The organism is Rhizobium sp. R635, assembly GCF_002211285.1.
Lineage (GTDB): Bacteria > Pseudomonadota > Alphaproteobacteria > Rhizobiales > Rhizobiaceae > Rhizobium.
This window is the reverse complement of record NZ_LOKX01000005.1, coordinates 159269-174471: the sequence shown is the minus strand read 5'-3', so window position 1 is coordinate 174471 and position 15203 is coordinate 159269. Positions and strand designations below refer to the sequence as shown.

Below are 15203 nucleotides of genomic sequence, written 5' to 3'. Positions count from 1 at the left end.
CAACACTGTCGCGTTGGACGATGTCATATTTCGGCGCGGCGCTCTTCTTCCTGCTTCTGGCCGAAGGCCTGCTTTCGGCGGGAGCATGGGCGCCGTCGGCGAGTGTCGCCGAACCTCACGCGCTGATTATCGTTCATTGCATCACGATCGGTTGGCTCGGCCTCCTCATGATCGGGGCGCTTCTGCAGTTTACCCCGGTTATGACGGGTCTCGGCCTGCCGACCGGGCGGCTCGACCTGCCCTGCCTTGCGGGTTCCGTCGCCGGGCTCGGACTTCTCCTCTTCGGCTTCCATCTGATCGATACCGGGTCCGGGGCGGCAGGCCCGGTCATGGTCGCAGCATCATCGGTGCTGCCGGCATCGCTGTTGTCGATCGGATTCGTGCTGCTTTCCGGTCTGTGGCGCGGCAGGGCGGCTCACGCCGCCTCGCCGCTCGTCATGATCGGCATGGCATGCCTTGTTGTGACCTTGGCGTTGGGAGCACTGTTCGCCGTCACGGTTTCCGGGTTGACGGAGGCCACGGGCATCATCGCCTTCGTCGCGAATGCCGTGCCGTTCCATGCGAGCTTCGGCCTCGCCGGCTGGATGAGCTTCGCCGCGATCGGCGTCAGCTATAAGCTGCTGCCGATGTTCTTGCTTTCCGACGATATGAAGAGGGCGCCGTTCATTCGGGCCACGGGATTGCTTGCGGCGGGCACCCTTGCCGTGGCGATGGTTTCGACGATATTTGCACCCGTCCTGGGCCAGTGCTTCTTCCTGTTCGGATCGCTGCTCTTCCAGCTGCCGGTCGCGGCCTATCTCGCCGACCTGTTTTCGACCTACCGCGCGCGGCGCCGGAAGAGCCTCGAGCTCAACATGGCCGGATCCTTGCCGGCATTCGTTCTGCTGGGGCTTTCGGTGCCGATGTTGGCCATCGCCCTGGCATCGGATGCCGCGCCAAAGGTGTTCACCGCCATAGGCTACCTGTTCGTCTTCGGCTGGCTGACCGGGTTCGGCCTGTCGCAGCTCCTGAAGATCGTTCCTTTCCTCACCTGGATCGAAGCCTTCGGCCCACTGCTCGGACGCCGGCCGACACCGCGCCTGACCGAGCTGATAAACGGACGCCGGGCGACGGCCTGGCTCTGCATCTTTTACCTTGCCGTCGTTGCGGCGGCGGCCGCGATCGCGCTCGGATCTGATGCGGCTTTTCATCTTGCCGCGATAGTCCAGACTTTTTCCACAGCAGCTCTCATGATCGAGCTCGCGCTCGCCCGCACTCTGGCGAATGTCGATCCCGCCGCCAAGAGCGCACCCTTTCAACCGCCGGCGCTTTTTAGCGCCGCAAACCACAGAGGTAACGCCCATGGTTCAGCTTCGTGAACTTGACGTCAGACAGATCCTGCGCGACGGCGGGATGCCGTTCCAGCTCATTATGGATACTTTCGCAAAGCTCGGCCCCGACGAGGGCGTGCGGCTTCACGCCATATTCGAACCCATCCCCCTGATCCGCCAGCTGGAGCGGCGCGGCTATTCGCATCTCACCAAACGCCTGGCCGACGACGACTGGGAGATCGATTTCGTTCCCCAGGGGAAGCCGGACAGCGATCCCGCGCCGGCAGCCGCAACAGCGGAGGCGATCTGGCCGGAACCGACCTGGAACCTCGATCTGACCGATCTCGCCCCACCCGAACCGATGGAGCGCATTCTTTCTCGCCTGGAATCGATGGAGAGCGGCGAGGTGTTGTTCGCGCTCCTGAACCGCGAGCCCGTCTTCCTGTTCAATGAGCTCAAGGCGCGAGGCCATGAGTGGATCGGAGATTTCGATGCCAGCGGCAAGATCTACAGGATCATGATCAGGGCAACGCCGGCGAACGTTTCCGATGCCCGCGCATAAGATTTCCAAACCAACGATCCTGGCGGCATTGCGCGGGATAGAAGACCCGGAACTCGGGACGGATATCGTGGCCCTCGGGCTGATATACGGCATCGAGGTTTCGGATGATGGCGCCGTCAGAATAGAAATGACGACGACGACCCGCTTCTGTCCGGCCTCCGCCTTCATCGCCGAAGCGGTGAAGGCCCGGGCGGAAGAGATCGAAGGCGTTTCGGCTGCCGTCGTCGACATGGTCTACGAGCCGGCCTGGTCGCCGGAAATGATGGGACGATTGCCGAACGTGTGAATAGGAGCGCCGCCACCCGTAAACGGGGCGGCGCTCTTCCTCATGGCTTGCGCGCGGCCAGAGGTTTGCGGTCCCGGCACAGGAACGGTGCATGTTCGAGCGCGAACAGCCCGAAGGCTATCGTCCAGCCGAAAGCGGACGCCATCAGTATCTGGGTCGTGAAGGCAGGCATCAGCTCTGCCATGGGCCGAAGCAGGGCAACGGCGGCAAGCACGATATAGGATGCATTCGTCACCCGGCTCGACTTCAATTTCCGTCCGGTATGACCTCGGCTTGCCCGCGTCATGACCGCCAGCATCATCATGGACATGGCGCCGATCGCAAAGAGATGAAGAACGGCGACCTGGGGCAGCCCCATCGGCCCGAGGGCGACGGCGGCAAATCCCAGCGGTACGAAACCGTAAGCAATGTGAAGCACGAAGAGGATGGGCTCCGGCCATGTCGTCCATCCCCGCCAGCGGAAAAGCCGTATTCCGTTCATGATTGCCGCAACGGCGGCAGAGAAACCGGTCACGACGGATTCGGGCGCAATCGCCCAGGCGGCGAGAGAAACGGCGCCGGCGATGATCGTCGCCGCATCGAAGCGATTGTAGGCGACTGGAAAATCCGTGCGGCCGCGCTGATTGATCCAGTTCCTGGTAAAGCTCGGCAGAATGCGTCCTCCGACGATCGTGACGAGCAGGACATAGGCGCCGAGGCCGAGACGGATGGCAAGCGCCGGATTGCCGTCTCCGATCACCTCGATATGAAAGAAGATATTGGCAGCCGACAGGACCGCCAGCCCGGCGATGACTTTCAGATCCTTCCATTTCCTTCCCGCAATCACCTCTCGCGCCGATAAGGCCAGCATGAGCGGGAGGAAGAGGCTGTCGATCGCGACGGCGGCCGTCAAACCGATGCTGCCGCTGAACAACATGGCGAGCCGGCCGATGCACCACACCGCAAAGAGCGCTGCCAGCGGGCGCCCCGAGATGGGAAGGCGGCCGGTCCAGTTCGGGATTGCGGTCAGCAGGAAGCCTGCCAGGACAGCCGGCGCGAAACCGAAGAGCATCTCGTGAGCATGCCAGTAAAGCGTGCCGTAATCGCTCGCCACGGCGACGCCGTCGTTGAGGAACGCCGTCCAGAGGCCGATGCTGACGATCGCCCATAATGCCGCGGCCATAAAGAAAGGCCGAAAGCCGTAGGAGAACAGGACCATTCCGGAACGGCTCATTCCCCGCGGCGCCTTGGTCTCCACGTCCTTTATAGTCTGCATGATCAAGATCTCCATTTTGATCATGCAGAAATGCCCGGATGGAAGACGGCGGTCGTTGAGATTACGCAAAGAAGATCTTTTGAACTTTGCGCCGGCACAAACAGCCAGTTTGCGCCACGTCAAAGATTTCCGTCGGCTTTGTTCTACTCTCCCCTTCGACAGGGCGGCGTCCGCCCGTCTTCGACTACAGGAGATTAGCAATGACGAATACTCTACAAATGACCCGGCGTACGATGCTGACGGGTGCTGCTGTTGCCGGAGCGCTGACGCCAATCATCGTATCCAACACAGTGGCCCACGCCAATGAAGAGGCCGCCGCGGCGGAAGCGCTGAAGACCGCCAAGCCGGCCAAGGTCGACATATCGAAGCTTCCCCGCGAGAAGGTCGAGCTCGTCAAGCCGCCCTTCGCTCATGCTCACGAGCAGAAGACCGCGGACGGGCCGAAGATCAAGGAATTCACGCTCACTATCCAGGAAAAGAAGATGATCCTGGACAAGGAGGGCACCGAGATCAACGCCATGACCTTCGACGGATCGGTTCCCGGCCCCTTGATGGTGGTTCATCAGGACGACTATGTCGAGCTCACGCTGATCAATCCCGACACCAACGCGATGCAGCACAACATCGACTTCCATGCCGCCACTGGCGGGCTGGGCGGCGGGGCGCTGACGGTCGTCAATCCGGGCGAGAGCACCGTTCTTCGCTTCAAGGCGACCAAGGCCGGCGTCTTCGTCTATCACTGCGCCCCTCCCGGCATGGTTCCGTGGCACGTCACATCGGGCATGAACGGCGCCATCATGGTGCTGCCGCGCGAAGGCCTCAAGGACGGCAACGGCAAGCCGCTGGTCTACGACAAGGTCTACTATATCGGCGAACAGGACTTCTACGTGCCGCGTGACGAAACCGGCAAGTTCAAGACGTACGACAGCCCCGGAGAGGCCTATGAAGATACGGTGGCCGCGATGAAAACGCTGACGCCCACCCACATCGTCTTCAACGGCGCGGTCGGAGCCCTGACCGGCGACAATGCGATGACGGCCAAGGTCGGAGAAACCGTCCTGATCGTTCATTCGCAGGCCAACCGGGACACCCGGCCGCATCTGATCGGCGGACATGGCGAATATGTCTGGGCAACCGGCAAATTCCTCAACCCGCCCGACACGGACCAGGAAACCTGGTTCATTCCCGGCGGCACGGCAGGGGCCGCCCTCTACACCTTCGCTCAGCCAGGCATCTATGCCTACGTGAACCATAACCTTATCGAGGCCTTCGAGCTGGGGGCAGCGGCCCACTTTAAGGTGACCGGCGAATGGGACAACGATCTCATGACCTCGGTCAGGGCACCGTCGGCAAGCTGACCTGGCGGAGGGGGCGGTGCGCGGGCCAGGGGTGGCCCGCGCACCAATCTCATTTTTGGGGGCGCTATCTGCGAAAAACCATGGCCCGCATTGCAGCCATCGAACCAGTTTCAGGCATATCGATCGCAATTCCTCTTGCGCTGCTCGCCGCACTTTCGGTCGCTGTCGCAGTGCAATCGGGATTGCTCGTGACGGCAGGCCCCGCCGGGGCCGTCGCCGCCCCGCAGACCGTCGTCATCGCGCCGCACGGCTTCGCTTATCGCGACGCCACCGAATATTTCCGCAACGGCCTGGCCGTCGATGCGCCCAAGCTGGATAGGGAAGTGACCACGGCGCTCGAAATCATGAAATATCAGACCACGCTTGGCGATTATAACCGCTGCGTGGCCGATGCCCGTTGTGAGCCGGCCGAACAGCGATACGATACGCCCTCGCAGGGGGAAATCCCCGCGACCGGCGTGAGCTACGACGATGCGGTCCGGTACGCGGCCTGGCTGTCGGAACGCACTGGCGCCGAATGGCGGCTGCCGACCGATTTCGAGCTGGCCTATGCCGCGGCTGATCGTTTTCCCGACGATGCTCTCGGAATCGATCCCAACGACAAGAACCCGGCAAACCGCTGGCTTGCGGATTACGAGCGCGAAGCCCGCCGGGCGGCGGCGATCGACCCGCGGCCGCAGTCGCAGGGCTCGTTCGGAATCAGTCAAACCGGACTGGTCGATTTCGCCGGCAACGTCTGGGAATGGACCTCGACCTGCAACAAACGGGTCGATCTCGATCGAAACGATCCCGCGGCGGAACTGGACCCCAGGAATTGCGGCATTCTGATAGCCGCAGGCAAACACCGCGCCCCGATGAGCAGTTTCGTGCGAAATCCCAAGGGCGGCGGATGCTCGGTCGGAAGCCCGCCCGACAATCTCGGCTTCCGCCTCATTCGCAGGCCAGGTTTTCTGGAAAGCGTGAAAGACTTTGCGCAAAGAGCCATGGCGGAAATGTTCGGACCGGCGACGAATGCCCAGGGCAGAGCAGGATAACGATGAAAATTGACCGGACGATTTTGAAATCATTGCCGCTCTTCGAGCGAATGACCGATGCGGATCTCGATTCGATGCTGCAGCACGCGTCGCCGCGGCGCATCGCCCCGGGAGACGCGGTTTTCGAGCAAGGCGCGCGGGCAAAGTCGTTTTTCCTGCTTCTGCACGGCCGTCTCAAGGTCACGCAAGTGACCCAGGACGGACAGCAGATCATCGTCCGGATGGTTCATCCGGGCGACCTGTTCGGCTTTGCAATGGCGCTCCGCCGGGAAGATTACCCGGGAACGGCCGTCGCGGCGGCCGAAAGCCTCGTCATCGCCTGGCCGACCGACATGTGGCCGCGGTTCGTCGAACAGAACCCGCGCCTTGCCGTGACCGCGATGCAGACGATCGGCCAAAGATTGGAAGAAGCGCACACGCGCATCCGGGAAATGTCGACGGAGGAAGTGGAAAAGCGGGTGGCCCACGCCGTCCTCAGGCTTTCCAAACAGGCTGGCCGGCCGGTTGCAACGGGCATCCGCATCGATTTCCCGATATCGCGCCAGGACATCGCCGAAATGACCGGAACGACGCTGCACACCGTCTCGAGAATTCTCAGTGCATGGGAAGCGAAGGGAATGGTGGAGGGCGGCCGCCAGAAGCTGACGGTGACCGATCCCCAAAAGCTCCTCAATCTCGCCGACGGCATACGGGATTGATGCCGATCGGGAATTGCCTGCAGAACCAGGAGAATGCGCTTGACCGAATTCCTTGCCGCCTTCGCGCTTTTCGTAGCACTTCACTCCATCCCGGCCGTACCGGCCATTCGCTCCGGAATCATTCACCGCGTCGGCCGGCCGATCTATTTCGCCGGCTATTCCACAGTTTCCATTCTGGCGCTGATCTGGGTTTTCGCCTCGGCGCTCGCAATGGATTACATGCCCTTGTGGGAGTTGCGGCCATGGCATGCCGCGGTCACGTTCGTACTCGCACCCCTGGGCATCTTCCTCGTCATCGCGGGACTTTTGAGCGCCAATCCTCTTTCTATCACGCTGAGCCCGTCGCTCGCACTCGGCTCCGTCACCAAAATTACCAGACATCCCGTCCTTTGGGGATTTGCCGCCTGGGCGGGCGGCCATATCGCGGCAAACGGCGACCTGCGCTCCCTGCTGTTGTTCGGAGGATTTGCCGGATTCGCATTGGCGGCAATTCCGATGATCGAAAAAAGAGCGAAGCGGCGCCTTGGCAGCGCTTGGACCGATCTGGCGGAACATACTTCGATCTGGCCGCTCGCCGCCTATTCCAAAGGAGGGCAGCCGATGATCGACATGCCGATGCTGCTCGCGGTCCTCATGACTGCGGCCATGACCGCGTGGCTCCTGCTCGCGGGAGGTCACGGCGCGATGTTCGGTGCCGATCCCGTCGCCATCTTTGCCTGACGGCACGCGCCGCCGTGGCCACGCAGAGATACCGGCATCGCATTGATCGAGGTCAAAGTGTCTTTGGGCTGAGGTCGTAACGTTGGAGAAAATCTGGAAGCAACCGCGACCAGCCTATGAGCGGAGCAATGGAATGCCGTATGATGTCATGACAGCAAGCTTGAATGCGAGGGACAAGTCCGGACGCATCGAGGTGCGTTTCGGCGCCGACAAAAAGACCGTCGTCGTCTCGCGACGCGCATTGCTGTCGATAGCCTCGCCGCCTCGCGCCACCGAAGTGCGCCTTCTTCAGCATATCGACACGTTCTGCGAAATTGCGGCAAGCCGCTTCGAATCGGAGGAGATGGACGGGGATACGGTTCTGATCACCGCAAACGACGTCCGCAGGTGGCGCCATGCCTGGGAAACATCCGCCTTGGCCGCCGAAGCGCCGGCGGCACCCCGCCTTCTGCTGGTTTCAGACAGGACTCTGAATCCTAATCTCAATCAAAGCAGTAGGGCATGAAAAGCTCCTCGCCTTTTCACATCATTCCCTCCCGATCCTGATGAGGACAACCGACCGGCTGTTGGTGACACCGGGACGGCGAGCGTGTTAAAGACGATGCCATTGGACACGATCTGTAACGAGCAACGGCTTGACGGATGGATGATGGCAACAGCCCAGTATGACGCGCATCTTCTCGTCGTCGACGACGATCCGCGCATTCGCCAGATGTTGACACGTTATTTCGAGGGCGAGGGTTACGCGGTCTCTTCCGCGTCCGACGGAACCGAAATGCGGGTACGCCTGCGCCAGCAGAACTTCGATGCCATCCTGCTCGATCTCGTCCTTCCCGGCGGCACGGATGGTCTCGATCTTGCCCGCGAAATCCGCGCCAATTCGGATGTCCCGATCATGATGCTGACGGGGCGCGACGATGTCGTCGACCGGATCGTCGGCTTGGAGGTCGGCGCCGATGACTATATCGCCAAGCCTTTCCATCTCCGGGAAGTCCATGCCCGCCTGAAGTCCATCCTGCGCCGCCGGCAATCTTCGCCGCGCAATGCAGACGCCGCGAGCGAGGAGATCGTCGGCTTCGAGGATTGGAAACTCAATCTCAGCCGCCGCCAGCTTCTCGACCCCGATGGCGCGGAGATCGAACTGACGACCGGCGAATTCGATATGCTGGCGACCTTCGTGCGGCATGCCGGCCGCGTGCTCACCCGCGACGTCTTGATGGATCTGACTCGGGGACGAAACCTCGAAGCCTTCGACAGGACGATCGACGCCCAGATCGTCCGGCTGCGCCGCAAGATCGAGACCGATCCGAAGAAGCCGCAATTCATCAAGGCCGTGCGCGGCGTCGGCTACGTCTTCACGGCCAGGCTCGACTGAGGGTTGGGATCGGTACTGGGCAGATCGTCAATGCGACAACAGGACCGGCAGGGTAATGCTGGTCAACACCGCCTGGGTGGCGCCGCCGAGCACGAATTCGCGCAGGCGGGAATGACCGAAGCCGCCCATGACGAGAAGATCCGCCCGCGCTTCGAAGGCTTTGCTTTGCAGCACCTCCCCGACCAGCTCACCGCGGGCCTGCACCTGAACCGCCTCCGCCATGACGCCGCTCTTCATAAGATTCTCGATCAGGTATTCCCCGGTCTCGTATTTGATCGGCTTCTCATCGATGACGGAAATCAGGCAAACCCTTGAGGCCCGCTCCAGGAATGCTGCGGCATCATGAGCCGCCCGCGCCGCCGCGCGGCTGCCGTCCCAGGCGATGGCGACGTGGTCCATGCGGCCGCCGAAAGGTGCCGGGGGAAAAAGCATGAGCGGTCTCCCGGAGCCGAACAGCACCGCCTCGACGACCGGGCGTGACAGGCCGGCCGATTCCAGAACCACGAGATCGTAAGCGCGCGATGCTTCCGCGAGCGCTTCGACGACGAAGGGTTCTTCGACCCTGATCTCGCGCGTGCGGACATCGACCAAAGCCCCTTTTGCCTGATTGACCGCCCGCTGGGTCAGGACCGAGGCGCGTTTGCGGCTCAGTGCTTCGGCGTCGCGCGCCATCTTCCCTGTATCGATGATCAGCGACGACAGTGCATTGGAGACGTCGGGAACGGTAATCGCCACCGCACAGACTGTCAGCGTCGCCTGCATGTGGTGCGCAAGCGCAACGGCATTGGCGATCATGGTTTCCGACGTCGCATCCGGATAGGTGAGGAGCGGAAGAAAGATATGCCGTTTCATGGTTCACTCCGAATGAGGAGGGTCGAGACCTGATACCGTCATTTTGACGTCTGCCGGGAATTGCGCATTGACTTGCCTCAAAAGGAGCTCTGTTCTCTCGAATGGTGAGAGAGGGACGGCCATTGGCTCTCCGCCGGCAAGGTAAGCGCAACGGTTATGAGTTCAGCGCGTTGTTGAGATCGCGCAAGCCGACTATCAGCATCATGGGGTCGGATGGGGAAGGCAGGAAGCCGACCGCCTCATAAAAGGCGCGTGCGTCATCCTTCTCCTCATGTTTGTCGCCTTGAAGGGATCTGAACCTATGGCCCATTCCGAGACAGACGCTTCGCATCAAGGTTCCTGGCCATGCTGAACGGCAGCACGTTATCCGTTTCAAGCCGAGCCGCCGGCGCGGGCCGTCCGATGTAATATCCCTGGATCTGGTTGATTCCGTACTGCTGCATCAGCAGTTGATGTTCGATCGTCTCGACGCCTTCAACGAGGATCTTCACGCCGCGATTGCGCAGCAGGCTGATGATGTCGAGCAGCATCCTCTTGCCTCTCTCCGTGTTGCTGTCATGGAGGAAGGACCGATCGATCTTGACGGTGTCGAAGTCTATCAGGCGAAGCCACGAGAGCCCGGCAAAGCCTGTGCCGAAGTCGTCGAGCCAGACTTGAGCGCCGAGCGCCCTCAGGTCGCTAATGCAGCGGACCAGTTCCTGGTCGATTTCCAGTTCCACGCCTTCGGTAATTTCGAAAGCAAGCCTGGCGCCCGCCACGTCGAATTCCGCCAGTGTTGCCGCGACATAGCTGGCGAAACCCGGCGTCTTCAGTTCAATCGGCGAAACGTTGACGCTGGCAACCTGCACCAGATCGGCTGCCAACAGGTCCCGGCAGACAGTGCGAATGGCCCACCGGCCGAGTTTAACGATCGAACCTGTCCTTTCCGCAACCGGGATAAATCTATCCGGCGGTACGGCGGTTCCGTCCAGCATCCTCAAACGCATCAGAGCTTCTACACCGTCCGTATTGCCGGTCTGGACGTTGCGGATCGGCTGATAGACGAGGGAGACGAGGCCGTGTTCAAGCGCGATCTTCAGGGTCGCGGCGATATCCTCGCTGTCATCGCTGCTCTGCGGGTCGTCGGGATCGAAGACCACGACGGTGTTGCGACCCGTTGCCTTGGCGGCATAAAGCGCGCGATCGGCTTCATGAATGACCTTGTCGACCTGCTTGGTCTGGTCCCGCGTGTAGGATACGCCGACGCTCACGGTGATGACGGCGGTCCCGTCCCGCCGGTGCTCGTGCGGCCAGGCCAGCGCGCGGACAGCAGCACACATTGCTTCTGCGAGTGCGGACGCTCTTTCCGAATTTTGCATGGGTGTGATGACGATGAATTCCTCGCCGCCGTATCGCCCGATGATCGAGCCGTAGGACGAGGCCACGCTCTGGAGAAGCTCGGATACAGCCACAAGGCAACGGTCACCTTCCTGGTGGCCATAGCAGTCATTATAGTGCTTGAAGTAATCGACATCGATCAGCAGCACGGCAAAGGGCGCTCGTTGGTCCTGCCAGCGTTGCCAATGATCACGCAGGCGTTGATCGATTGCCCGGCGATTTTCAAGGCCGGTCAACGAGTCCGTGTTCGAGAGGTGCAAAAGCGCCCTGCCCCTTTCCTCGGCGGCCGCTTGCTGCAAACTCGCTTCAAGAGCATTCAGGAAGACTTTATAGCGCTCCCTGTTGAGCTGAAGGTTCACGTAAGACGTGAAAATAAAGCAGGAAATACAGAAGGCACCGAGGATCAGCTTGTGGACAAGCAACATAGGCGCGAACAGACAGAGGGCGCCAATGAAGATGAGCATGTTCGTGACGGAGGCCGCCAGGGCAAGCGGAAACCGGAAACTGAAGAACAGGTTGACGCTCATCATGAAGATCGCGCCAAAAACCATATAGTATGAGAACGCTTCCCTGACAGTGGTCATCTGGGCAGTGAGAAGCCAGACAAGATAAGCTGCGAGCACAGACGCCGCCGCGGCCATGTCGACCGTATCGGCTTTTGCCTTACGGTAGAGCAAGAGTTCCAGCATGCATAAAGCAGCGGCGCTCACGGCCAGCCGGCCAGCGACCGTGTAGCGAACGACATCGCCAATAAAAAGATAGTCCGTGAAAGCGTAGGCGAGGTAAGCAGCCACCGCGATCCAGAGGCCGCTGCGCGTCGCGCACTTTCGGCCGCTCTCGCTCCTATGCTTATAAAGACGACGCAACCGTTCTGGCGACAGCGTCGGCCGCATGGTGGCGACTGCGGTCTCGGCTAACACGTGCATCATGCCCCTGCCACCCAACATCTTGCAGCAGTTGCCCTACGCAGACCGCCAGCTGAATTGGATAGCCCTACGCAGATCCCGCATCAACCGATAACACTCGAACAGCGCCGAAGCTGGCACTGTATCTCTCAGCTTCACTAATATTTTCTAAAATTAGGTGGTGCAGTGGCGACCACTGCCGCGGACCTTGACTTGACGTTAAGAGAATGCTGAGGATTTTATCCTATCTCTTAAGTTGTTATTTACCAGTGAGGTTCCGTGGCACAGCCGCTCTTTTCTCTCGATGGCCAAAGCCTGATTACACCGCAGTCCGTCAGCAATAACTTCCCCTCACCTCACCAGGATCATGAAACGGATCTCCTGCGGACCGCGGAGGCTGAGTTTGCGATCGTCATCAACATTGCGATGCAGCGGTTCTCCGCCGGCAAAGACCTGCCTGGCGCAGTCAGGTGGCTGATTGGTCAGCTTCATGACATCCGCCAGAAATTCGGCGCTGTGTGGCAGAAGCTCATCCCGTTTATTCAGGCCCATTCCTCGGCAGAGATTCTGCAGCAGTGCCCGTTCACGCGTTGGTCCTTTGAAAAACCTCGCGGCTATTCCGGTGATGCCGGTCTCATAGACTTTATTTATGGGCATCCGGCGGTGGCCGAAGAAGTGGCCAGATCCACCCCTCTCGGTCTGGATATCTTCGAATACACGATCAACGCGCCCGGCCCGGTCGCCGTGAGAGAGCGTCGCGACATCCTGACCCGCTACGTTGACGACACCGCTGCGCGAACGGGTTCGGATACCGAAGTCCTGGCCATCGCCGCCGGACACCTTCGCGAAGCGGAGGCGTCGACGGCGCTCGCGGAAGGGCGTCTCAAACGCTGGGTGGCTCTTGATCAGGATCCCCAAAGTATCGGCTCGATCTCGAGCCAGTTCCACGGGACTTCCGTCGAGCCGATCGATGGATCTGTGCGCGGCCTGCTTGCGCGAAAGCATCAGATTGGCACATTCGATCTGATCTACGCCGCAGGACTGTACGATTACCTTACCGACAAGGTGGCCATCCGACTCACGCAGATTTGCATGGACATGCTGAAGCCGGGCGGCGTCTTTCTATTTGCCAACTTCTCCGACGAGATGGCCGATGACGGATACATGGAATCCTATATGAACTGGGAGCTCCTCCAGCGTTCCGAGGCCGACATGTGGCGCATTGCCAATGCTAGCGCGGCGGAAGACACGGTTGATAAGACAGTCTGGTTCGGCGCCAACCGCAACATCATTTACAGCACCATCAAAAAGCGGTCGTAAGCTTCGAGGGGCTGGGCGCTCACCAAATCCGATGCGCCTAGCCTCTATTTGACGTCGGATTTCACGAACTGCCGCAGTTCCGGCGTCTGCGGGTCGGCGAAGAGCTTTGCAGACGGTCCCTGCTCCCAGATTTTTCCCTTGTGCATGAAGATCGTCTGCGTAGCGACGCGCCGGGCAAAAGCCATTTCATGCGTCACGAGGATCATGGTCATGCCGTCGCGGGCGAGCTGTTCCATCACCATGAGCACTTCTTCGGTGAGCTCTGGATCGAGGGCCGATGTGACCTCGTCGAACAGCATGACCTTCGGCCGCATCGCGAGCGACCGGGCGATGGCGACGCGCTGCTGCTGGCCACCGGAAAGCTGGTCCGGGTAGGAGTCGAACTTTTCCGCCAGGCCGACGAGTTTCAGTACCTCGCCGGCAACCTCACGGGCTTTCGCCTTCGCAACGTTCTTGACGATCCGCGGCGCCAGCATGATGTTCTCGCCCACAGTCAGGTGCGGAAAGAGATTGTAGCTCTGGAAGACGATGCCGACGTCGGTGCGGAGCTTGCGAAGCGCCTTTGCATCTTGACCGAGTGTATGGCCGGCAATTTCGATGCGGCCGGAATTGATCTTTTCCAGGCCGTTCATGCAGCGCAGCAGCGTGCTTTTGCCCGAGCCCGATCGACCTATCAGCGCAAAGACGTCCCCGCGGCCGACGGTCAGAGATACTCCTTTGAGGACTTCGAGAGCACCGAAGCTCTTATGGACGTTTTCAACGACTACTTCCGGCATGAAGCCTCCTTTCCAGCAAGCGTGAAAGCTGGGACAATGGGTAACAGACGACGAAATAAAGCGCGGCGACCACGAGGAAGACGCGGAATGGCTGGAACGTCGCGTTGTTGATGAGCTGCCCTGCCCGGGCAAGCTCGACGAAGCCGATGATCGAGGCGATCGAAGTGTTCTTCACCACCTGGACGCCAAAACCGACGGTCGGCGGCAAGGAGATGCGCATGGCCTGCGGCAGGATCACAAAGCGGTATTGCTGCAACCTGCTCATGGCGAGGGATTCCGAGGCCTCCCATTGCTGCTTCGGCACTGCCTGGATGCAGCCCCGCCAGATTTCCGCAAGATAGCCGGAGGCATAGATCGTCATGGACGCCCCTGCCGCGAAGAGGGGCGGCAGTTCCAGGCCGGCGAGGCTGAGGCCATAATAGGAGAGAAACAGGATCATCAGCACCGGAATGCCCTGGATGATCTGGATATAGGTGGCGGCGGCAATTCGCACAGGCTTCAACTGCGCCGTGCGGGCGAGCGCAACGGCAAAGCCCAGCAAACCGCCGCCGATCAGCGCGATAATGGTCAGGAGGAGCGTCCATCGCAGCGATAGAAGAAGAAAGCCGAACTGATCGGCGCCAAAGGTCGTGAAGGTCATGCCTGCACCTCCGGGAGCACCGTCATCGCTCGCCGGGCGACGCGGCGGCCGAAAAGCCGCATGCCGATCAGGGCAAGCGCAGCGCGCAGCGCCAGCGCCAGGGCGAGGTAGATCACCGTGACGGCGATATAGATTTCGAAGGACCGGTAGGTCTGCGATTCGATAAAGGCAGCCGAGGCGGCGAGCTCTTGGGTCGAGATGGCTGAGCAGATGCTGGAGGCCAGCATCATCAGCACGAATTGGCTGCACAGCGCCGGATAGACCTTTGCGATCGCCGGCACGATGATGACGTGACGATAGATCTGGAAACGCGTGAGCCCCAAGGCTTCGCCAGCCTCGATCTGCGACCTGTGGATTGCCTCGATGCCGGCCCGAATGATCTCCGTCGAATAAGCGGCAAGGTTGATTGTCATGCCGATCAGCGCAGCCGTATCGGCACCGACGCGCAGGCCGAGGCCCGGTAGGCCGAAATAGACGATGAACAGCTGGACCAGGAAGGGCGTATTGCGGATGATCTCGACATAGGCATCGACGAGAAGGCGGACCACACCGCCCCAGACGGAGCGTACCGAGGCAAGCATTATGCCGGCAGTGCAGCCGAGAATGATCGACAACACCGACAGCTTGATCGTCAGCCAGATGCCGCTGAAGATCTGCTCCTGGTATTGGGCCAGCACGCCGAACTGAAATGTGTAGGACATGAGGACTCCGTGGCTAAGGGAGAATCCGCCGGCG

At 60.8% G+C, this 15203-nt stretch carries 16 protein-coding genes; 10 read left to right on the top strand and 6 right to left on the bottom strand.

Annotation, left to right across the window (positions count from 1 at the left end; genetic code table 11):
- Positions 1 to 20 precede the first annotated feature (20 nt).
- From ATY78_RS06695 to ATY78_RS06685, 3 genes are read left to right on the top strand one after another with little or no spacing between them, the layout of a single operon-like run.
- Entirely contained in the window at positions 21 to 1358 is a 1338-nt protein-coding gene (locus ATY78_RS06695; protein WP_348626684.1) for a hypothetical protein, read from the top strand.
- On the top strand, positions 1342 to 1872 hold the full coding sequence (locus ATY78_RS06690; protein WP_088681548.1) for a DUF2249 domain-containing protein: 531 nt from the start codon (positions 1342 to 1344) through the stop codon (positions 1870 to 1872). The genes ATY78_RS06695 and ATY78_RS06690 overlap by 17 nt, the downstream gene beginning before the upstream one ends.
- The gene (locus ATY78_RS06685) at positions 1859 to 2158 is read left to right on the top strand and encodes a metal-sulfur cluster assembly factor (protein WP_088681547.1); all 300 of its coding nucleotides are present in this window, start codon (positions 1859 to 1861) and stop codon (positions 2156 to 2158) included. Before ATY78_RS06690 ends, ATY78_RS06685 begins: the two co-directional genes overlap by 14 nt.
- 40 nt (positions 2159 to 2198) lie before the next feature.
- Here the strand turns inward: ATY78_RS06685 and ATY78_RS06680 are convergent, their stop codons facing one another.
- Positions 2199 to 3413: an NnrS family protein gene (locus ATY78_RS06680; protein ID WP_088681593.1), complete on the bottom strand. Its 1215-nt coding sequence runs from the start codon at positions 3411 to 3413 to the stop codon at positions 2199 to 2201.
- A 200-nt stretch (positions 3414 to 3613) separates the two neighbouring features.
- On the opposite strand from ATY78_RS06680, the gene nirK reads away from it, so the two are divergent.
- The 6 genes from nirK (at position 3614) to ATY78_RS06650 (ending at position 8598) form a co-directional block, all read left to right on the top strand.
- On the top strand, positions 3614 to 4771 hold the full coding sequence (gene nirK, locus ATY78_RS06675) for a copper-containing nitrite reductase (RefSeq protein ID WP_088681546.1): 1158 nt from the start codon (positions 3614 to 3616) through the stop codon (positions 4769 to 4771).
- Between the two features lie 80 nt (positions 4772 to 4851).
- The gene (locus tag ATY78_RS06670) at positions 4852 to 5805 is read left to right on the top strand and encodes an SUMF1/EgtB/PvdO family nonheme iron enzyme (RefSeq protein WP_088681545.1); all 954 of its coding nucleotides are present in this window, start codon (positions 4852 to 4854) and stop codon (positions 5803 to 5805) included.
- A gap of 2 nt (positions 5806 to 5807) precedes the next feature.
- Positions 5808 to 6503, top strand: coding sequence for a Crp/Fnr family transcriptional regulator (locus ATY78_RS06665; RefSeq protein WP_088681544.1), 696 nt, complete (start codon positions 5808 to 5810; stop codon positions 6501 to 6503).
- A gap of 39 nt (positions 6504 to 6542) precedes the next feature.
- The gene (locus tag ATY78_RS06660; protein WP_088681543.1) at positions 6543 to 7223 is read left to right on the top strand and encodes an NnrU family protein; all 681 of its coding nucleotides are present in this window, start codon (positions 6543 to 6545) and stop codon (positions 7221 to 7223) included.
- A 133-nt stretch (positions 7224 to 7356) separates the two neighbouring features.
- Positions 7357 to 7728 (top strand): hypothetical protein, encoded by a 372-nt coding sequence (locus ATY78_RS06655; RefSeq protein ID WP_088681542.1) that lies wholly within the window; start codon positions 7357 to 7359, stop codon positions 7726 to 7728.
- 144 nt (positions 7729 to 7872) lie between these two features.
- Positions 7873 to 8598, top strand: a complete 726-nt coding sequence (locus tag ATY78_RS06650) for a response regulator (protein WP_088681541.1) — start codon at positions 7873 to 7875, stop codon at positions 8596 to 8598.
- 27 nt (positions 8599 to 8625) lie between these two features.
- Here the strand turns inward: ATY78_RS06650 and ATY78_RS06645 are convergent, their stop codons facing one another.
- Positions 8626 to 9450: a universal stress protein gene (locus ATY78_RS06645; RefSeq protein ID WP_088681540.1), complete on the bottom strand. Its 825-nt coding sequence runs from the start codon at positions 9448 to 9450 to the stop codon at positions 8626 to 8628.
- Between the two features lie 299 nt (positions 9451 to 9749).
- The gene (locus tag ATY78_RS06640; protein ID WP_088681592.1) at positions 9750 to 11753 is read right to left on the bottom strand and encodes an EAL domain-containing protein; all 2004 of its coding nucleotides are present in this window, start codon (positions 11751 to 11753) and stop codon (positions 9750 to 9752) included.
- Positions 11754 to 12011: 258 nt separating this feature from the next.
- Between ATY78_RS06640 and ATY78_RS06635 the strand changes: the two genes are divergently transcribed.
- Positions 12012 to 13052, top strand: coding sequence for a class I SAM-dependent methyltransferase (locus ATY78_RS06635; RefSeq protein ID WP_088681539.1), 1041 nt, complete (start codon positions 12012 to 12014; stop codon positions 13050 to 13052).
- 44 nt (positions 13053 to 13096) lie between these two features.
- Here the strand turns inward: ATY78_RS06635 and ATY78_RS06630 are convergent, their stop codons facing one another.
- The 3 genes from ATY78_RS06630 to ATY78_RS06620 are packed head-to-tail and all read right to left on the bottom strand — an operon-like array spanning position 13097 to position 15169.
- Complete coding sequence (locus ATY78_RS06630) at positions 13097 to 13828, bottom strand: amino acid ABC transporter ATP-binding protein (RefSeq protein ID WP_088681538.1); 732 nt, start codon at positions 13826 to 13828, stop codon at positions 13097 to 13099.
- Positions 13809 to 14468, bottom strand: coding sequence for an amino acid ABC transporter permease (locus tag ATY78_RS06625; protein ID WP_088681591.1), 660 nt, complete (start codon positions 14466 to 14468; stop codon positions 13809 to 13811). Before ATY78_RS06625 ends, ATY78_RS06630 begins: the two co-directional genes overlap by 20 nt.
- The gene (locus ATY78_RS06620) at positions 14465 to 15169 is read right to left on the bottom strand and encodes an amino acid ABC transporter permease (protein ID WP_088681537.1); all 705 of its coding nucleotides are present in this window, start codon (positions 15167 to 15169) and stop codon (positions 14465 to 14467) included. The genes ATY78_RS06625 and ATY78_RS06620 overlap by 4 nt, the downstream gene beginning before the upstream one ends.
- Between the last annotated feature and the right edge of the window lie 34 nt (positions 15170 to 15203).